Origin of the sequence: Brachyspira pilosicoli, from assembly GCF_036997485.1 — a bacterium.
Classification (GTDB): Bacteria; Spirochaetota; Brachyspiria; order Brachyspirales; family Brachyspiraceae; genus Brachyspira; species Brachyspira pilosicoli_C.
Genome location: NZ_JAWLPU010000004.1, coordinates 67,386 through 88,418, shown reverse-complemented (window position 1 = coordinate 88,418; position 21,033 = coordinate 67,386). Strand labels below are relative to the sequence as shown.

General features: G+C 28.0%; 16 protein-coding genes. 7 read left to right on the top strand and 9 right to left on the bottom strand.

The genetic code is table 11. The annotated features are described in order from the left end of the window. Positions 1 to 65: 65 nt before the first annotated feature. The 4 genes from R4I97_RS10550 to R4I97_RS10535 form a co-directional block, all read right to left on the bottom strand. Positions 66 to 1,496: an SGNH/GDSL hydrolase family protein gene (locus R4I97_RS10550; RefSeq protein WP_335785010.1), complete on the bottom strand. Its 1,431-nt coding sequence runs from the start codon at positions 1,494 to 1,496 to the stop codon at positions 66 to 68. A 26-nt stretch (positions 1,497 to 1,522) separates the two neighbouring features. Then, positions 1,523 to 2,083: a GNAT family N-acetyltransferase gene (locus R4I97_RS10545; protein ID WP_335785009.1), complete on the bottom strand. Its 561-nt coding sequence runs from the start codon at positions 2,081 to 2,083 to the stop codon at positions 1,523 to 1,525. Positions 2,084 to 2,158: 75 nt separating this feature from the next. Then, positions 2,159 to 2,914: a class I SAM-dependent methyltransferase gene (locus tag R4I97_RS10540; protein ID WP_335785008.1), complete on the bottom strand. Its 756-nt coding sequence runs from the start codon at positions 2,912 to 2,914 to the stop codon at positions 2,159 to 2,161. Between the two features lie 11 nt (positions 2,915 to 2,925). Next, positions 2,926 to 4,401: an MBOAT family O-acyltransferase gene (locus tag R4I97_RS10535; protein WP_335785007.1), complete on the bottom strand. Its 1,476-nt coding sequence runs from the start codon at positions 4,399 to 4,401 to the stop codon at positions 2,926 to 2,928. A gap of 284 nt (positions 4,402 to 4,685) precedes the next feature. Between R4I97_RS10535 and R4I97_RS10530 the strand changes: the two genes are divergently transcribed. The 3 genes from R4I97_RS10530 (at position 4,686) to R4I97_RS10520 (ending at position 10,828) form a co-directional block, all read left to right on the top strand. Next, positions 4,686 to 6,458, top strand: a complete 1,773-nt coding sequence (locus R4I97_RS10530) for a GAF domain-containing SpoIIE family protein phosphatase (protein ID WP_335785006.1) — start codon at positions 4,686 to 4,688, stop codon at positions 6,456 to 6,458. A gap of 93 nt (positions 6,459 to 6,551) precedes the next feature. After that, on the top strand, positions 6,552 to 8,969 hold the full coding sequence (locus R4I97_RS10525; protein ID WP_335785005.1) for a PBP1A family penicillin-binding protein: 2,418 nt from the start codon (positions 6,552 to 6,554) through the stop codon (positions 8,967 to 8,969). 5 nt (positions 8,970 to 8,974) lie between these two features. Beyond that, positions 8,975 to 10,828, top strand: a complete 1,854-nt coding sequence (locus R4I97_RS10520; protein ID WP_335785004.1) for a conjugal transfer protein TraB — start codon at positions 8,975 to 8,977, stop codon at positions 10,826 to 10,828. 302 nt (positions 10,829 to 11,130) lie between these two features. Here R4I97_RS10520 and serB read toward each other — a convergent pair whose 3' ends face one another. From serB to mscL, 4 genes are all read right to left on the bottom strand, one after another. After that, the gene (serB, locus tag R4I97_RS10515; RefSeq protein ID WP_335785003.1) at positions 11,131 to 11,751 is read right to left on the bottom strand and encodes a phosphoserine phosphatase SerB; all 621 of its coding nucleotides are present in this window, start codon (positions 11,749 to 11,751) and stop codon (positions 11,131 to 11,133) included. Positions 11,752 to 11,763: 12 nt separating this feature from the next. Beyond that, positions 11,764 to 13,368 (bottom strand): phosphoglycerate dehydrogenase, encoded by a 1,605-nt coding sequence (serA, locus tag R4I97_RS10510; protein ID WP_335785002.1) that lies wholly within the window; start codon positions 13,366 to 13,368, stop codon positions 11,764 to 11,766. Positions 13,369 to 13,514: 146 nt separating this feature from the next. Beyond that, positions 13,515 to 14,660: an alanine--glyoxylate aminotransferase family protein gene (locus R4I97_RS10505; protein ID WP_335785001.1), complete on the bottom strand. Its 1,146-nt coding sequence runs from the start codon at positions 14,658 to 14,660 to the stop codon at positions 13,515 to 13,517. A gap of 123 nt (positions 14,661 to 14,783) precedes the next feature. Next, positions 14,784 to 15,242, bottom strand: a complete 459-nt coding sequence (gene mscL, locus R4I97_RS10500; RefSeq protein WP_335785000.1) for a large conductance mechanosensitive channel protein MscL — start codon at positions 15,240 to 15,242, stop codon at positions 14,784 to 14,786. Positions 15,243 to 15,553: 311 nt separating this feature from the next. Here mscL and R4I97_RS10495 point away from each other — a divergent pair, with 311 nt between their 5' ends. From R4I97_RS10495 to R4I97_RS10485, 3 genes are all read left to right on the top strand, one after another. Beyond that, positions 15,554 to 15,952 carry an Hsp20/alpha crystallin family protein gene (locus R4I97_RS10495; RefSeq protein WP_335784999.1) on the top strand — a complete coding sequence of 133 codons (399 nt, stop codon included), beginning with the start codon at positions 15,554 to 15,556 and terminating at the stop codon, positions 15,950 to 15,952. A gap of 32 nt (positions 15,953 to 15,984) precedes the next feature. Beyond that, on the top strand, positions 15,985 to 16,377 hold the full coding sequence (locus tag R4I97_RS10490) for an Hsp20/alpha crystallin family protein (protein WP_219708998.1): 393 nt from the start codon (positions 15,985 to 15,987) through the stop codon (positions 16,375 to 16,377). A 512-nt stretch (positions 16,378 to 16,889) separates the two neighbouring features. Continuing rightward, positions 16,890 to 18,251 (top strand): pentapeptide repeat-containing protein, encoded by a 1,362-nt coding sequence (locus R4I97_RS10485; RefSeq protein ID WP_335784998.1) that lies wholly within the window; start codon positions 16,890 to 16,892, stop codon positions 18,249 to 18,251. 294 nt (positions 18,252 to 18,545) lie between these two features. On the opposite strand, the gene R4I97_RS10480 is transcribed toward R4I97_RS10485, so the two are convergent. Then, on the bottom strand, positions 18,546 to 19,562 hold the full coding sequence (locus R4I97_RS10480; RefSeq protein WP_335784997.1) for a CapA family protein: 1,017 nt from the start codon (positions 19,560 to 19,562) through the stop codon (positions 18,546 to 18,548). Between the two features lie 202 nt (positions 19,563 to 19,764). Between R4I97_RS10480 and R4I97_RS10475 the strand changes: the two genes are divergently transcribed. Then, positions 19,765 to 20,946: a M23 family metallopeptidase gene (locus R4I97_RS10475; RefSeq protein ID WP_335784996.1), complete on the top strand. Its 1,182-nt coding sequence runs from the start codon at positions 19,765 to 19,767 to the stop codon at positions 20,944 to 20,946. The last annotated feature ends 87 nt before the right edge of the window (positions 20,947 to 21,033 follow it).

Genomic DNA, 21,033 nt, shown 5'->3' with positions numbered 1-21,033 from the left:
TTAGAATAACATTATATATAATATAACAATATATTTTTTAAAATGTTGTAGTTTTTTTGAAAAATTTAATAATCTCTTTCTATTGTTTCTGATATAGAATCATTAGTGTAAGGCAAATCAAAATAATCAACTACTTCTGAAGTGATATTATCATAAACTATTATGTTAACACCATTAGTTGTCTCTCTTAAATTGCTCCTGCTTATAAATATTCTGTTTCCGCTGTCAACCACTAAATCATTATATTTATTAAGCTCTTTATGATAAATATAATTAGTCTCACCCATTGAAGAAAATACAAGCTTGTTTTTATCTATAACATAAGAAACATTATTAGTATATATTTCATTGGTTATATTAAAATTGGAATACAAACTTTTAACCACATTATCATTAGTGGAATACTCACCAAGCATATTTATAACTATAGTATAATCATTAAGATTAGTGATTTTTTCTATATAATTGTAAATATTATCTATATCCCTTAAACCCATATCATAAACTTTATTATACTCATACAAAGCATTTCTCTCCCAAGTATAATAGTTTGTATCACCTCTTCTATCCGGCAAATCAAAATTATCTTTTAAATATTTACCCAAAAAAGAAGTGTATTTCTGAACACCTTTATAATTCAAATGCCCCGAATCATTATAATCTCTCCAAAAATCTAAATCATAATCATCATAATAATGATTGAAATTCATAAAAGGAACATTATACTCTTTTGCTATTTCACCCACCCTATTAAAATGCATTGCCTCTTCATCGGTCATAGGGAAAGGAGAAGCTATTACAACAATAGGAATATTATTTGTTTTTGCCAACTCTAATATTTTTCTATAATAAGTTTCCTGCTCTTCAAGCAAAGGCAAAGTATCTTTAATATTTTCTATATCAGGTCTTTTAACAGGAAATGTTTTATTATGAAAAGAATATCCCTTAAAATATTTATAATGATTATAATTATTTGCATAAGGTATAAAATCTTCATCTTTTAAATCTTTGTATCTGTTATGATATCTGTACATAGGATTAATAAACTCATCAAACCTTTCTGCTGCTGTTACTTTTAGAGAGTTTATTCTATTTTCTGACCATTTTAATGCATAAGTGGCAGCTACTATCTGATAATCTACAACATTAGTTCTGCTTGCTGCTACAATATAAGACTCTAATGCAATTAATTTAGGCTTTTGATATTTTAAAACCTCTATTAAATAATGATAAGTGCTCCAAATAGGCTGACTACCTGAAGTAAAATTATAAGCTGCTATACCATATTCATTATACAAAATAGCAGGATTAATATTATAATGCACATGGCTGCTTCCTAAAAATATTACATCTATAGAATTGGTCTTCTGTTCATAAAAGCTATCACCCTGATATATACCATTTTCATTTTTAAATCTTAACGCTCTGCTTGAAAACCAAAGCAATGTAATAAATATCACTATAAAACAAATAATTTTTATCGTATTTCTTATCATATTATAAACAGCCTATTATTAAATTATTAAACTTGATTAAAATATTCTTTACTCAATATAGAATAAATTGCAGCATCAGCAAGTCCTGTATTATCCCTATAAACGCTTCTTAATACACCTTCTTTTTTTAATCCGCATTTAAGCATTACTTTACCAGAATTTATATTATCAACATTATGAGCCGCTTCTATTCTATTGGCTTTAACTTCTTCAAAAAAGAATTTAATAATCATAGAAAAAGCCTCTGATGTAATGCCTTGATGCCAATATTTCCTTGATATGCAATATCCTACTCTAATGCAATCTATATTATCATTTGCATCAACTGAGCCTATACTTCCAATCAAGAAATTATTCTCTTTTAGTACAATAGCCCATTGATAAAAATCTTTATAACAGTATTGACTAGTCCATTCAGTTAAAATTATTCTGCTTTCCTCAACATTTTTATGAGTTCTCCAAATTAAATATTTAGTAACCTCATCATCGCTAGCCCAATTATTGTACATGTCTTCTGCATCTTCTATTTTAAATCTTCTAAGCAATAATCTTTCACTTTCTAATTGTATTGTTCCTTTATAGTTCATAATTTTCTTCACAAAAAATATTTTTTTATAAAATTTTTTTTATTATTTATTAAGTAATCAACCACATTATAATAATTATAAAAAACTACATTCAAATAAAAACATATCACATTTATCATTAACTGCAATTTCCTTTTCAAAAGAAGAAAATGTTTTAACTTGAGTAAATCCAACTTCTTTTAAATACTGCTCCATTTCACCATATTTATAAAGGTGCGTCTGAAAATCCATAAACTCACTTTGAAGCAATTCAGTATTATTATACATTTCATAAATTGATGGCGAAAACTGAGTTTGAGTCTTCTCTTCATAATAATTTTTTGATTTAAGCACTATTTCAAAATTCTCTTTTGTTTTAACGGATACAGCAATATTATAATCATTATCATCTATACATCTATTTTTTATTGTATCAACTGCAAAAACAAATTTACCATCTTTTAAAAGCCAGTTCTTTATTCTTGTTAGAATTTGTTTGCAAATATCAATATCTGTAAACAATGATACTGAACCTGAACTAATAAATATATAATCAAATTTCTCTTTCGGAGAATATTTCATAATATCAGTATGAACTGTTTTCGCATCAGAAAATTTTAATTTTAGTTTTTGCAGCATTTCATTAGACATATCTATTCCTGTTATGTCAAACCCTCTTTCTATAAATGGAATAAGAAATCGTCCGCTTCCGCATAAAGGCTCTAAAATCTTTTTGCCTTTTTCAGCATAAGATAAATAAAAGTTTAATTCATCTTCAGGTGCTTTTTCATGCAGTATCTCATACATTTCAGTACAAAGACTGCCATAATAATTTTTTCTAACTCCACTCATTTTTATAGCTCCTAAAATTGGAAATATATAAATTGTTTAGGGTCAAAACCTGCACCATATTTTCCATATATTATAATGAAGAATAACAAGAAAAATATTACTGCCCATCTAAAATATAAACATTGATTTTTCAAAAATACATAAATAGTTTCTTTCTTTATATATTTTACTAAATCAACTAAAAACAAAACAACCAAAGATATTATAAGTATATTCATTTCAAAACGGTCTAATCCTAATTTATATAATGAACCGTCAAATATACGCCATAAATCTATTTTAGTAAACATTCTCTCTATATAGTAAAAAGCATCATGTATAGTTTCTGCTCTGAAAAATATCCAAGCCAAATCTACTATTATAAATGTAATAATCACTTCAAGAAGCTTAAAACTAAAACTTTTCACTTTTACATTAAATTTATTTAAAACATTATTTTTAAATTTTGATGTAATATCTTCTATTAAATAGCATACACCATGAATAGCACCCCAAGCTATAAAAGTAAAATTAGCTCCATGCCAAAGACCGCTCACTAAAAATGTTATTAATATATTTATGCTTCTTCTAAACTTTGAACATCTGTTTCCGCCCAAAGGTATATATAGATAATCCCTAAACCAAGTAGACAACGATATATGCCACCTGCCCCAAAACTCTTTTATGCTTCTTGCAAAATATGGAGTATTAAAGTTTTCCATTAAGTCTATCCCCATAACTTTAGCAGTTCCTATTGCTATGAGTGAATAACTTGCAAAATCGCAATATATCTGAACCGCAAAAAGTAGTGCTGATAATACTAATTCACTTGTATTATAAATATAATATCTGTTAAATACAGTGTCCACCAATATGGAAGCCCTATCCGCTATCACCATCTTTTGAAAATAACCAAAAAGCATTAAAATTAAACCCTCTGTTATTCTCTGATAATCAAACCTTTTAATTTTATCCATATTCTGTATTTGACCGAGTAAATGTTTTGAACGCTCTATAGGGCCTGCTACTAACTGCGGAAAGAATGATACAAACAATGCATACTTAATAATGTTTTTTTCTGACTTTATTTCACCTCTGTAAACATCTATAGTATAGCTTAATGCCTGAAAAGTGTAAAATGATATGCCTACAGGAAGCACTATATCAAAAGGCTTTTCTACTAACTCTATATTTAATGATGATAATACAATATTAATATTCTGAAGTAAAAAATCAAAATACTTAAAAAACACAAGTATTGCAATATTTATTATAAAACTAAATGCTACAACTATTCTTTTATATTTTAATTTTTCTATTAATATACCGCTTAAAAAAGTTACAACAGTTGAAGTAGCCATTAATAATGCATATTTAGGATTCCAAAACATATAAAATATATAACTTGCTATAAATAAACAAATATATCTTAATTTCTTTGGAAATATCCAATACAAAATAAGCGTTATAGGAAAAAATATCAAAAAGTCCGTAGAATTAAACAGCATTTATATAACTCATCATAAAATATACATTGTATAACTAAAAAAATCTTTAATTGTAATAAAATCAATTTTTTTATATCTTAAATTATAATATATTATTATAAAACTAAATATATTACAACATATATTAATTACTTGTGATAATTTTGTTAATTCTAAAATTTATATTTATGTAAAAAACTTATAAAAAACATACTCCCATAAGCAATATATTATATTTATTTGTATTGACTATAAAATACACTATGATATAATCTACTTCAAACGGCTAATATGTAGAGGTTTTAGTGAATATAAACGAAATAATGGATAACCCTGAAAAGCAAATTGAGGTGTTTTCCAATATAATAAAAAAAATGAATTCTTCAACAGATTATGAAGAAAGTTTAATAACACTTATATCTGAAATAAAAGCCGTAATGAATTCAAACACAATACTTTTATACTTAGTAGACCAAGAATTAAATAATTTAAACTTTGAAATGTCTATAGGTCCCTTAGGCGATAAATGTTTCGGATCTATTATAGATAATGATAAACCAATAGCAGTAAGAGCATATACCACATCAGCTTCATTATATTCTAATGACCCTAAAGAAGATTCAAATTTCGTCCCCTTGAAAGATATGATAGGAGATGAGTTAAAAAATATTTTATTTGTACCTGTAAAAATTAGAAAAAGAAATATAGCTGCAATATTTCTTTTAAACAAAAAAAACGGCAATTTTATAGAAAAAGATACTATATTAATGAAATCTTTTGCTCATTTAGTATCTTTATCTTTAGTTAATAAAATTAATTATGAAAAAGCACAGTCAAGAGCTTATGAAGTTGCTGCTTTATATGAAATGTCTATATCTATTAACAGATGCGAAACTGTTGATGAGATATTGAATAACAACATCAGTATAGTATGTGAAGCTTTTGAAGCACATAGGGTTTCTGTGATATTAAAAGAAAATGGCGTATTTAAATTTAAAGCTGCTATAGGCATTGATGAAGATATTTTGCAATATGGCGTAGTTACTGTTGAAGATAATGTACTTGCAGAAATATTAAAAACTAAAAAGCCTGTTTATTCTGTAAATGTTTCTAAAGACCATAGATTTAAACCAAACAAGTCTTTAAGATATAAAAGAGAAAGTTTTATAGCAGCCCCTATAATCATAAAAGATGAAATAATAGGCTTTTTATGTGCTACAGAGAGAAACATTAATAAACCATATAATTTAAGTAATTTGATGTTATTAGAAATGCTGGCACAGCAATTAGGTGAAAATTACATGCATATACTTTTATCTGAAGAATCAAAAATAAAAGAATCTCTCACAGAAGAAATTAACTATACAGAACAATTACAAAAAAGCGTACTTCCAACACATTTCCCAAATGATAATTTATTTGAGATAGCCGCTATAAGCATACCAAGCAAAAATGTAGGCGGCGACTTTTATGATTATATCAAAATAAGCAGCAGTAAATATGCCCTTATAATAGCAGATGTATCAGGTAAAGGTTTAGGCGCCGGTTTCTTCATGACCATGACAAGGTCTATATTAAGAGTTTATTTCTCTCAAATAGATGACCCTGCAAGCATATTAAAATATACTAATAGGCATATTTTTGAAGATTCTAAAAACGGTATGTTTGTTACTTGTTTTTTAGTTGTAATAGATACCAAAAACAAAACTTTAACATATTCTAATGCCGGACATTTGCCTCAATATTTAGTTAGAAAAGATAACTCTTCAAACACAAAAATATTAGAAGAAATGCATACAAAAGGCAAACCATTAGGATTTATAAAAAATGAAACATATATAAACAACAAAATATCATATTCCTCAGATGATACTATAGTATTATTTACAGATGGGGTAACTGATACTTTTAACAAATTTGATGAAGTTTACGGCGACGACAGATTAAAGGAACTCCTTAAAAATGATTATGATAATCCTAAAGAGTTATTAGATGATATAGTAGAAGAAACTGTTACATTTAGAGATAAAGTTGCTCAATTCGATGATATTACTCTATTAATAACTAAAATTTTATAATTATTTCAAAATCAACTATAATTTATATGCTTGATTAATTGAATAATTATTTTATAATATAAAGAATAACTTTAAAACATTTAGGATAAAAAATTGAAAGCAAAAGATTTTTTTAAAACAAAACTATCTAATTTAAAAAATAAATATAATAAAGTGAATCTCAATAAATTTATAAAAATATATATAGCAGTATTAGTTGTAATATTTTCTATAGTAACTTTAGTATTTGCTTTTTTAATAGCAGATATCATAAGACAGCCGGATGTTCAAGCAGTAGAATTATATAAACCAACAATACCAACAAAAATATATGATATAAAAGGCGAAGTAATATCGGAATTTTTCTCAGAACAAAGAGCATTAGTAGAATATAAAGATTTACCCCCTCATCTTATAGAAGCAATTATATCTATGGAAGATAATAATTTTATGAAACATGACGGTATAGATATAATAGGTATATTTAGAGGAACTATTGGTAATATGATAGTTGGCAAAAGACCGAGAGGAGCAAGTACCCTAACCCAGCAGGTGGCAAGAGGGATAGTATTAAAATCCAGAGAAAGAACTATTATAAGAAAATTAAAAGAGATATGGGTAACATTTCAAATAGAAAAAAGACTAACTAAAGAAGAAATAGTAACATTATATTTCAATCAAATATTTTTTGGGCATTCTGTTTATGGTGTACAGGCAGCAAGCAGATTTTATTTTAATAAAGACGTACAAGATTTAGATTTAGCTGAATGTGCTATGCTTGCAACACTTCCGCCTTCTCCAAACACATATTCTCCTATCAATAACCCAAACATATCTATGAGCAGACATAAAGTTGTATTAAAAAGAATGACAGATTTGAAGTTTATAAGCCAAGATGAAGCAGATAATGCCTATAAGGAATTTTGGGCTTCTTATAGCGGAAAAATAGGAAGAAGAGGCTCTACTGCTTACAGTGCTTCAATAGACAGAGCTCCATATATTACAGAATATGTTAGAAGAGAATTGATTGACAAATACGGAGAAAAAGCATTAAAAGAAGACGGGTTAAAAATATACACTACTATAGATATAGAAAAACAGGAAGCTGCACAAAAATTATTAACAGAAGCCTTAAAAGAATATAATGATAAATATGAAGGCGGCTCTATGGATATAAGCACTATCTATGACAGAGAGCTTATAGATAAAGTGGAAATGCTTTCTTTACTCTTTGAGCTTCCAGAAAATATGGCAAGAAATAAATTCTCTATAGCTGTTCGTTCACTTCTTAACCAAGACACATCAAGTTCACTAGCACTTATTTCAGATATGTTTGGTATGGAAGAAGTTAATGACATTATGATGGAGGTAATGAAAGCTGATGAGGCAGAATTATCTCGTCAAATAGAAGGCGCATTAGTTGCAATAGACCCAAGAAATGGATATATAGTTTCAATGGTTGGAGGTTCAGGCTTTACTCCAAGAAACCAATTTAACAGAGCAACCCAAGCAAGAAGACAAGCAGGAAGTGCATTCAAACCTTTTGTATATGCTGCTTCTATGGACATCACTAATTATAATCCTGCAACTATAGTAAGCGATGCTCCTATTGGATTTGTTCCTGAAGAAGGAGAAGAAGGAAAAGTTTGGATACCAAAAAATTATTCTGGAAACTTTAAAGGAGATGTTAGCCTAAGATATGCTCTGGCTGTTTCGCTTAACATTGCTACTGTTAATGTTGTAAATTATGTAGGTATTACAAATGCAATAAGATATATAGAGCCTATATTTAAAGCACAGCCTGATGATGCTAAATCAAAGAGAATGTTTAATCCAGATTTAACATTAGGTCTTGGTACAGGTTTATTTACGCCATTAGAACTTACTACAGGATTTGCCACTATAGCAAACAAAGGAAAAGAGGTTGAACCTATACTTATAAGATATGTTACAGATAGATACGGCGTTATGATAGATAATTTTGAAGAGGATTTAAAAAGAGAAATTAGTCTTAGGGGTGGAGCTAAACAGGTAATGAGCGAAGAAGTAGCATATATGATTAGTGACATATTAGCAGGCGTACTTAGAGGAGGTACTGCTACTAGTGCTATGTATGAGGCAGGATTTACTAGAAGGGGTGCTGGTAAAACTGGTACTTCAAATGACTGGAAAGATGCTTGGTTTGTTGGATACACTCCTGAACTTACTACAGGTATATGGATTGGTTTTGACTCTTTCAAATATTCTCTTGGCAACCACCAAGTTGGAGGAAGAGTTGCTGCTCCTATTTGGGGTAAATATATGGTTGAAGCACTAAAAGATATAAAACCTACTTGGTATTCTCAGCCTGAAAATGTTGTGAGATTAGAAGTGTGTGCAAGAAGCGGAAAATTGCCTAGCTCTTCTTGTCCTACTCTTACTACAGATTTATTTATAAAAGACAAAATACCTCAAGAGACTTGCGATGTTTGTGATACCTATTTAGAAGATACTAGCAATCTTGACAGTATAATTGATTCTTTTTTTGATTAATTTTTATGAGTAAAATTGTTAATATTGATTCTAATGTTTTAAGATATAATAATATTTTAGCTATCCCATCTATACATTCAAGAGTATATTTTGCTCTAGCTGTGAGGGAAGCTTTTTACAATTTCAAGCCTGATGCTATAGTGGTAGAGCAGCCTTTGAACTTTTATAAATCTCTAAAGAATGCTGTTGCGAGACTTCCATTTGTCAGCCTAATTATAAGAGAAATAGAAGATGAAGCTGTTTATATACCTATTGACCCTTGCGATTCTATTATAGAAGCTATAAGGCTTTCGATAGATGAAGAGCTTCCGTTATATACAATAGATAAAGATATTACATCAATAAACACTAACTCTCATTATCTTATGCCTGATGATTATTTATTAAATAAAATTGGGCTTGAAAGTTTTTATAATGAAGTTAAAAACAATTATTCATTTGTAAAAACTAAAACAGATGAAGAAAGAGAATTATTTATGGCTAGAGAATTAGCTAATATCTCTCAAAAGCATGAAAGAATATTATTTGTTTGCGGAATGTCGCATTGGGATAATATTTTAAATTTACTTAAAAAAGATAAAAACGAAACTGATAATGAAAAAATTGAATATAGCGAAGATAACAACAAAATATTTAATATACATAAAAACTCTATAAATAAAGTACTTGGAGAGTTTCCATTTACTTCTTATATGTATGAGAAATACAGAAACAATGAATTAGAAAAGTTTGATAAAATAGAAATTATAGAAAGTATTTTTAGAGAGGCTAAATTAAGATACAAGCTTCCTATATCTATGCTGCAGCAAAAGAATATGATGAAGTATTTAAGAAACTTATGCATATTAGACAATTATATTCTTCCTGATTATATAGATATGCTTACAGCTTCAAAGTGTATGATTAATAATGATTATGCTTTGGAAGTAATGGAAGGTATGGAATATTATCCTTACTACACAGATGAAGATGAAGATTATCCTACAATAAAATTAAACCGCGACCCTGCTACTAACGGAATGGAGGGTTTATTAAAAGACAAAAAAATAAAACTTCATCAATATGACAATATATGGAAAACTTCTTTTAAGAAAGTTCATGTTACAACTCGCCCGAAAGAAAAATATGATGGTGAATGGGCTGACACTTGGAATAAGAGAACTAATTTACTTTCGCATATACCTGAAGATGTGCTTATGGAAAAGCATATGAATATACTTAGAAACAAAATTAGAAACATGCTTACAGAAGATAAGGCAAAAATAGAGCCTTTTAAGGTGAGCATTAAAGACGGTATTGACATGCGTGAGACTATAAGAAATTATTATAAAAAAGAGATATATGTTAAAGAGATTCCAAAGATAAAAGGCAATATTGGGCATATGGTTGTGATATTTGATGAGGAACATGATGAAAATTATGATTGGAATATAGTTTGGTATAGCGAAGCACATGATGACAGTGATTTAATACTTTATTCGACAGAGCCAGGCAACACTTTGGTTGGTCCCGGTATATCAAAATGCTTTTTTGGAGGATATGCTTCTTTAATGCCTCCTCAAGCTCCGTATGATGTATGGAGAGAATATGCTAAGCTTAAAAAAGATGGTATAGTGAGAAATTATGCTGATTTATTATTGTATACAGCTATAGTTTATTCTGTGGATAAATATTTAGGTTATGTTGCCCCTACTCCGCCTTCAAACATATTAAAAGAGTTTGCTAAAATGACAACAAAAGTAGAGATAGTTTATGTGCCATTAAATACATTCTCTAGTGAAACATTAAGAAAACTAAGACATTTCCATGTACTTGGAGCTAAAAGACTAAGAAGCATCGCTAACGATTATATTATTTAATTAATAGAATGTTTCAAAAATCCTTACTAATTTTGTATTTAAATTATAAAAAATATATATACTTGAACAATTATCAATTTTGTATTTTTATAAATATATTATATATTTTTTATTTTACTCAACTTTTTCCCGCAGCAAAAAGTGCAAATACTACAACTTTATGTTTTACAACATATATTCAATGTAATATAACATCTAAAATTTAATGTACACCTAAAGGTAGATTTTATAAAATGCAGTTCTTTGTGAAGTGTATACAAAAAAGTAAAACCTTTTTACTATAAGAAAAGTTGACAATATATTTAAACTTTATCTAATATAAGAGTTAAATCTTTTTTTTCTATTATAATATTTGCTTCCTTTTTTAAAACTTCTTTAGCACAAAATGCTGCCTTTTTTTTGGCATATTTAAACATACTTAAATCATTAGCACCATCACCAACAGCCAAAGTATCATCATAGGAAACATTAAGAAGCTTTTGTAATCTTGCAAGCATTTCTCCTTTGCTGTTTGAAAACATCATCTCGCCTCCAACTTTTCCTGTAAGTATGCTATTTTTTGTGTGAAAGATATTTGCAAACTCTCCGTCTAAATTAAGCTTATATGCAAATAGGGTGGTTGCATTTTTAAATCCTCCAGAAAAGCATACACATTTATAGCCTTTTTTGTGAAGCTCGTGAATAGTTTCTTTTGCACCATTCATCACAGGAAGGCTATTACAAATTTCATTAACAGTTTCTAATTTTATTCCCTTAAGTAATGCAACTCTCATTTCTAAACTTTCAAAAAAATCAATCTCCCCTCTCATCCCTTTTGCAGTAATTTCAGAAATCTCTTTTTCAAAATTAGTTTCTCTTGCAATAATGTCTAAAGTTTCACCGTCCATCAAAGTGGAGTCAAAATCAAAAACTGCTAATTTCATCTATATTTATCCTTATAGTGTATATCCTGAAGTAAGTTTAACATACTTTGGTTGATGAACTCCGTCTATTTTTGAGATTTTTTCTATCATGTCGTTTTCTATTACTCTGTCAACGTTTATAGCCATTATAGACATATTACTTCCTTTTATGTTTTCTGATACATTCATTGATCCAATATTTATTCCGTCACTTGATAATACAGTTGCTACTTTGGCTATCATAGCAGGCTGGTTTATATGCGGTACTATTAATATATGAGGCTGAGGCTTTATTATAACATCATAATCATTTAGCTTAACTATTCTTGCTATGTTTTTAGCTATTAAAGATACAGATACATTATTAACCTCTTTGTCTGTAGTTAGTTTTACTTTTAATATGCCTGTAAATGTGGAAGGAGTTTCAGATTTTATTGTTTTTACTTCTATTCCCCTTTGCTTTGCAAGATAAGGAGCATTAACATAGTTTACATCTTGAAGCATTGAAGATAATGCACCTTTTAATACTGCTACTTCAAGTGGCTGGATATCTAAATTAATTAATTCCCCCTGTGCTGTTATTTCAAAAGATTTAATTTTACCGTTAGATATTTGCATTATCATTTCACCTGCATTTTCTGCTATCTTCATATAGTCTTTTACAGGCTCTAATTTTTCAGGATTAAGTGAAGGTATATTAACAGCAGATTCAGTATATCCTCCAGACAATACTTGTTTTATTTGTTTAGCAACATCTAAAGCAACATTAATTTGAGCCTCTTTTGTACTAGCACCAAGATGAGGAGTAAGTATTAAATTGTCATTTTTATATTCAACTAATGGGCAAGTCTCTATCTTTGGTTCATTAACAAAAACGTCTACTGCCGCAGCTGCTATAGTGCCGTTTTCTAATGCTTGTTTTAAATCTTCTTCATTAACAAGTCCGCCCCTTGAACAATTTATGATTATAGCGTTCTTTTTCATCTTGCATAAATTATCTTTGTTTATAATATTATTTGTTTCTGGAGTTTTTGGTATATGAAGAGATAAATAATCAAGCTGAGGTAAAAACTCATCTAAAGAAGTTTCGTATACAGCTCCAACTTTTTGTACAATTTCTTCTGTAGCAAATGGGTCATATACTATAACTTTCATTCCAATAGAAAGAGCAATATGCACAACCTTTCTTCCAATTCTTCCAAAACCCATAACACCTAGAGTCTTTCCAAAAAGTTCATTTCCTGTAAACTTATCTCTGTTCCATTTAGCTTCTTTTGTAGAAACTACAGCAGGAACTATATTTCTTGATATGGCAAGCATTAAAGCAACAGTATGCTCTGATGCCGCAATAGTGTTTCCATCTGGAGAGTTTACTACTATTATTCCTTTCTCTGTAGCAGCTTCAACATCTATATTATCAACACCAACTCCAGCACGTCCTATAATTTTTAAGTTTTTTCCAGCTTCTATGATTTTTCTTGTTACTTTTGTCTGGCTTCTCACCATTAGAGCATCATATTCTCCTATAATGTTAGATAGCTCATCTTCGCTCATTGTTGGAAGAAATACTACTTCAGAAACATCTGATATTATATCCTTAACGCATTCATTTATCTTATCAGTTATCAAAACTTTCATTGTGTAATCTCCATTTAATTAATCTAATTTTATTTAAGTATGTTATACTTTTTTAGTATTATTTTTTTATAATAATTTTTTACTTCTTGTTTATTATTTCGAGTGCATACTGCAGCAACTCTTGTTATATAAGAATTATAAAAATATTATTTATTTAGTTCTTCTATTAATTTTTTAACTCCGCTTCCAACTTCAAATTTATATCCTAATTTAATTAGACTTGCTTCCAATGCTCCAACAGCCATTATTAAATCTCTTTCGCATACAAATCCTAAAGTACCTATTCTAAATATTTTATTCTCTAAACTTCCCTGTCCATTAGCTACAATAATATCATAATCATCTTTCAAAGTTTTTCTTATATCTGGAACAGTTATTCCTTCTGGTGGAAGTATTGAAGTGATAGCATAGCTTGCATTATTATCATCTTCTACAAAAAGTTTTAATCCTATAGTTTTTATAGCAGCTCTTAAAGCAAGAGAAAGTTTTTTATGTCTTTTATTAACATTTTCAATTCCCTCTTCTTTAATCATCTTCAAAGATGTATGAAGTGAACTTATAAGACTTACTGCAGGTGTAAAAGGTGTAGTGTCTTTAGCTAAAGATTTTTTATGCTCTTTCCAATTAAAGTAAAAACTTGGGTATTTACATTGTTCATGCATTTTCAAAGCATCTTCACTTGCAGTTAAAAATGAAAGCCCTGGAGCTATCATAAATCCTTTTTGAGAGCCTGACAATGCAACATCAATATTCCATTCATCAGTTTTAAACTCCATAGCACATAAGCTTGTTATACCATCAACAACAGATAATGCACCATGTTTTTTTATTATAGAACATAATGTTTTTACATCATTAGCAGCACCTGTAGAAGTTTCACTATGAGTGAGTGTTACTATTTTTATGTCTTTGTTTTTATTTAAAGCTTCTTCAAGTATTTGCGGCTTAATTACTTCACCAAGAGGCACTTCTACTTTTATAACTTCAGCTCCTCTACTTTCTGCAATTTTTGCCCATCTTGCTCCAAAGTTTCCAATCACTAAGCATAGTACTTTATCGCCCTCATTAACAATATTTTCTAATGCAGCACACATTGCCCCTGTTCCGCTTGCTGTAAATAAAAATACATCGTTCTTAGTTTGAAACACATATTTTAAATCTTCGTAAACTTCTTTTAATATATTTGAAAATTCTTTGCTTCTATGTGCCATAGGGTGTTTTGCCATTTCGATTAAAGCAGATTCTGGTACTGGTGTAGGTCCTGGTATCATTAAAAAAGTTTTGTCTCTCATAGTATAATCTCCTAAAAAATACTCTGTTATGGTAGATTTAGATATTATATTACTTTATACATATTTTACAATACTGTGTTTAGTAATATTTTAAATAATTTTTTATATTATAAAATAAATACATTAATTTAAATCGGATGTGCAGTTTGGACATTTTATAGCTTTAATGTTTATATTAGAATAACAATAAGGGCATACTTTAATTTCTTTTTTATCTTCTTTCTTTTCTTTCGGCATTTTTTCTTGTATTTTACTTACTGCTTTTATTATTATAAATATAGAAATTGCTGTGATTATAAAACTTATTATAGCATTAAAAAACATTCCAACACTTATAACAACAGCACCTGCATTTTTTGCTGTCTCTAATGAAGTGTATGGACCTTGATTTTCTATTCCTTTTTTTATAACTATAAATATATTAGAAAAATCTATACCGCTAAGCATTAAGCCTATTGGAGGCATTAAAATATCTTCTACAAATGAGTTTACTATTTTACTAAAAGCAGAACCTATTATAATACCAATAGACATATCTATTACATTTCCACGCATTATAAAATTTTTAAACTCTTTGAGCATAAATTATACTCCTTAATTTTACTGTTATGTAATTATATAATATATTTAAAATTATTGTATTGGTTATGATACAATTATTTTTAAGAGTTTTATTTATAGTATTAAAAGTCTACAATACTGTATTTATTTGTGTATATAAATAATACATATATTAAAATAAGTATTTACTCTATTTATAAAAACATATAATAAATGTATAAAAAATATACAACATGTTAAATAATATTTGGCATAATTCTTGCATAATATATAGTGTAGCAAAAATAAAAAATGCTGCTTACTATTATTGATTGAAAAAAGGAGATTTGATTATGTCAAGAATATTTTTACCTGCTTTACATTCTATATTGGATGATTTTGATAATTTTTATAATGAAGAAAATAGCCTTTCTAAATATAGCGATTACAAGATAGAGGAGAATGATAATAGCTATACTATAGAAATGGATATGCCTGGTGTAAGAAAAGAGGATTTAGATATTGGTATAAAAGAGAATATGCTTTCAATATATGCTGAGAGAAAGAAAGTAATGAAAAGTGAAGATGGTGATAAAGAAGAAGTTGTTTCAAAATATGAACAAAGCTTTAATATTAGCGTGAAAGGAATAGATATTGAAAACATTTCTGCTAATTTTGAAAATGGTGTTTTAACTCTTACTCTTCCAAAAAAAGAAGAAGTTAAGTATGAGAAAAAAATAGAAATAGCTTAATAAAAAATAAAATAATAAAGGAGATTAGTATTATGTCAAGAATGTTTTTCCCAATGTTTAATAATAGATGTCATAGAGGAGATAGTTGTATGAGAGATTATTCTTTGTATCAAAGAAATTATAAAATATATGAAGATGATAAGGGCTATACAATAGAGATGGATATGCCTGGAGTAAAAAAATCAGATTTAGAGATTGGAGTAAAAGAGAACATACTTTCAATATATGCTGAGAGAAAGAAAGTTATAAAAAGTGAAGAGGGCGATAAAGAAGAAGTTGTTTCAAAATATGAGCAGAGCTTTAACATAAGCGATAAGTCAATAGATGTTGATAATATAGCTGCTAATTTTGAAAATGGCGTATTGATTCTTACTCTTCCAAAGAAAGAAGAAGTTAAGTATGAGAAAAGAATAGAAATAGCTTAAAAAATATATTGCCTTATGAATGCATGCATTATAAATGCATGCATTTTTTATTTTAAAATAATTTAACTTTTAAAATATTTGCATGGCTTTACCCTTAACGAAGTACACACCGTGCAGCACCCTAGTTCTTTTACCGAGTAGGTATCTTTCGGTATTTATATAAAAGAACATTATATCCTTCGTATACGCTTCGTGAAAAACTGCATTTAACAAAATCTGTATTTATGTTTAATTTTAGATGTTATACTATATTTAATATATATTCTAAAAATATAAAGTTGTAGTATTTGCACTTTTTGGTTCTTTTGACGAAGTCCACACCGCGAGCTGCGGGAAAAAGAACAATAAAATTTTTATCTTTTTTATTATTTGCAGGGCTTTGCCCCGCACCCCAGTTCTTTTATTGGTATAAAAGAACCAAAAGAACTGCAAGCACTTATTATCATCTTATATATTGTTGATGATTTATATATTTGGGTTATAATTCAAGTATGATTTTTTGAGAGTTTTTTATGGCAATATTTGAAATTAGAGATATAAGAGCTACTCAAGATATTTTAAAACTTACTGAATATACTTCAGAAGAACAATTAATAAAAGTATTTATTGTTTATTTATATCAGCAATATCTCTCAAAACGACAAGGAATTTGTTTGAATTACAAAGATAATGATATAATTACCATTTTACCAGAAGAAGACTATATTTTACATATAGGTCATCAACATCGTGAAACTATAATTAATTTTAAATTTGATATTAGAAGTATAATTTATAAATTAAATAAAGAAGCACATGATACAAATTGTGAAGTTGTTAATTTCAAATTGTATTTTCAAAATATATATTTTACTAAAGATTTAGTATTAGAAAATATAACTTTTAATAATGAGGTATATTTTGAAAATTGTACTTTTAATGGAAATGTATCTTTTACAAATTCAATATTTAAAGAAAATTTTAAATTTGCTTCAAATACTATTTCTAAAAAAGTTATTTTTTCTAATATAGAAATATTTAAAAAAGCATATTTTTTAGAAACAAAAGAAATAAAAAATGATGATTATTTAAATGTAAATGAAAATGGAGAAATTGAAATAATAAAAGTTATCGAAAATAAAAAATTGCAAATTGTTTTTGATAATTTAGTTTTTAAAGATAATGACTCAAATTTATATATAGACAATGGTGATTATAAAAAATCATTTAAAGTGTCATTCCAAAACATTAATATAAAAGGAAAAATAGAGTTGAGAAATATGGAGATTGAAGAAGCAGATTTTAAAGGTTCTATTATTGATGGTGGTTTAATCAATCCTGTTAATTTCAAAGTGAATAAATTCGCCAATCGTGAAAGTGCTTTATTTCTTAAACAGCAGGCTTATGCCAGAAACAATGCTATTGATGCTTTACAATATAAGGCTAAAGAAATTGAATGCCATAAAAATGATTTAATAAAAGATTGGCAGAATAATAAAGATTTCAAAACTTTTGGAGATATAGTTTCCATTGGATTAAGTTCTCTATATAGCGACAATGGGCAGAATTGGATTAGGGCTTTAGGTATGACTATATTTATAACTGCTTTTTGTTTTACTGTTTTTTATATGCCAGATGTTTTTTATATAGATAAAATTTTTAATAGAGAAAATTATATTTCATTATATTTCTGTTCTTATCAAAATTGGTTTTCTGAATTAGTTAAATACTTTATACCTACTGATTATATCCTTATAACAAAATATGCTGCATCTAATCTTAATTTATTATTAAAAATATTCGGCGTTTTAGTTTATTTTTTAGGAAAGGTGTTGTTTTGGTACGGCTCGGTGCAGACTGTTAGTGCGTTTAGGAAATTTTCTAAGGGGGCTTGAGGTTATTTACTCATTAGATATTTTGAAAGTATTTCGTTTGCTATTTCGGATATTGATGTTTCTGACTGGTTGGATAAAATTTCTAATTCAGATAATATTTTTTTGTCTAAATAAATAGGGGTTTCTATATCTTTCCTTCAATAAAAAACTTTCCATTTTCAAAATTTGTAATAAAGAAGTTTTTCAGAGTGACCGAATGGAGTGCATCTTATTAATGGAGCGAAAAAAAAGTTAATAAATAAATTATGAATTGATGAAATGTATTTATAGTTTTTTAATTTCAACAAAACATAATTATTTTGAATATTCACCGTTACTGTCAAACTTCACGCCTGTCTTTGGAAAATCTAAATCAGCATATTCATTCAATTTTTTTATAGCAGTGTTAGATGAATCAATACTTGGTACGCCTCCATTTACTAAACGTACAGGTATCACTTTGGCCTTAGAAAATTTTAAATCATCATCTAAAGTGATTTGTAATATAGCACTAATTCCATTATTTCCGGATAAAGAGAACTGTTTATATCCAACGAAATTGCCCAGAGAATAAGCTATAAAAGTATTATTATACATTTCCATAGCTCTAAGCACATGCGGACCATGACCAATTACTAAATCAGCCCCCGCATCACTAACAGACCTTGCAAATTTATAAACATCCCCTCTATTTTCTTTATAAAAATACTCTGTAGTTTTAGGTACTCTAAACATGCTGCTTCCTTCAGCTCCGCCATGAAAACTTACAATTAAAAAATCGCATTCTTTTTTTGTCTTTTCAACTAAAGCCTTAGCAGATGCAATATCTTGTATGGAATTATTAGCATAAGAAAAATAATAGAAAGCCAAGAAGCCTATTTTTTTACCCTTTACATTCATAAAGGATGCCTGATTTAAAACATTACCAACAACTTCCATACCAGCTTTTTTCACATATTCTTGAGTTTGAGTATATCCTTTAGCACCGAAGTCCCTTGAATGATTATTAGCAACAGCAACTATATCAAACCCAGCTTCAGATATTCTATCTGCCATATATGGAGGCATACGAAAAGAATATGAACGTTTGCCTGTTTTAGCAGATTTTGTCTCTGAGTTTGCTATGGCCCCTTCTAAATTGGCAAAACTTATATCTGTAGATTTTAAAAATGACGATACACTTTTAAAAACATCTTTCCCCTCATTAGGAGGTAAATAACTTTTATCTGGATGGTCACTTCCTGTCATAACATCGCCTACAAAAGATAATGTTATTTCAGAATATAAAGAAAATTGAAATAATAATATTAATAATACAACAAAACTTCTCATAATAATATGATTTTAGCATAAAAATAAATAAATTCAATATTATGTTTACAATTTATATTAAAAGTTTTTTCTTTTTTACCGAGTTATTATAAAGTTAGATAATATTTACATTATATGTACTTGACAATATGTCAAAATTTAGTATTATACTAACTGATAATTTTAATAATTTAATAATCCAAAATAAAAAGAACTAATTACCATGAGAAAATTTAAATACACAAGAGTGAGAAGAAAACAAAATATCATACAAAAATTAAAACAATATTTAATAGATGATAGTGATAAAAACCTCTTTCCATACTTTCTAAAAAAATCATTATTAGTAGCAATATCGTTTATAATGTTTATAGTTCTAATTAATTTTTTGATACTTGGGGCTAAAAGGAATTCTAATAATAATTTGTATGCTCAAAATATAGATGATTCAAAAAATACTTCTGAATTATATAATAAAATAGTAGATGAAGTTAAAGAGATGAAAATAGAAACTAATAATATAGCTGCAGTAGAAGAAGATATAGAAAATATACCTGCAGTTACTTCTACGCCTGTTGCCTCTATAGAAAAGGCATCTGATGCTTTTTATGATTATTTAGTTTCTGATAATTCGCTTGTAAGTGACGGTACTATTAGTCTTAAATATGATGAATATATAATAGAAGAAGGCGATAATTTAAGCAGCATATCAAAAAAAATAGGTGCTAATTTAGATACTATAGTAAGTGTTAATAAAATAAGCAATGCTAATAAATTAAGACCAGGGCAGACTATAATGATTCCAAATAGAAATGGATTACTTTATGTTGTTAAGAAAAATGAAACATTAGAAGAGATTAGCGACAGATATGATGTTGAACTTAACAGAGTATTAAGTTTTAACAAAATAGACAGAGACAACATCAATACTGGCGATGAAATATTTTTACCTGGCGCTAAATATACATTAGATGAAAGAATAGATAAGTTTGGTCAAATGTTTAGTTTGCCTACAGTTGTAACAAGAATAAGTAGTGTATTTGGGTATAGAGTACACCCAATCACAGGGGTAAGAAGAAAACATTTAGGTGTAGATATACCTGGTGGGTTAAATACTCCTATATATGCAGCAAGAAAAGGAAAAGTTATCTTTGCAGGATACAGCGGCGGATTTGGAAATTTGGTTATAGTTCGTCATGATAAAGGATACACTACATACTACGGACATTTAAATAAAATCACTACTACAGTTGGTGCTAATGTAGGTGTTGGTGTAATGATAGGAAGAATGGGAAGCACTGGTAATTCTACAGGAAGCCATTTACATTTTGAAGTTAGAAGAAACGGAGTGGCGTTAAACCCAGCAGACTTTATACCTATAGGCAAATTTATTAAAAGAAGATAATTAAAATAAATAATCTAAAAAATAAAAATAAGGAAGCAGTAAATAACACTGTTTCCTTTTTTATTTATATACAATTTTATTATTGCT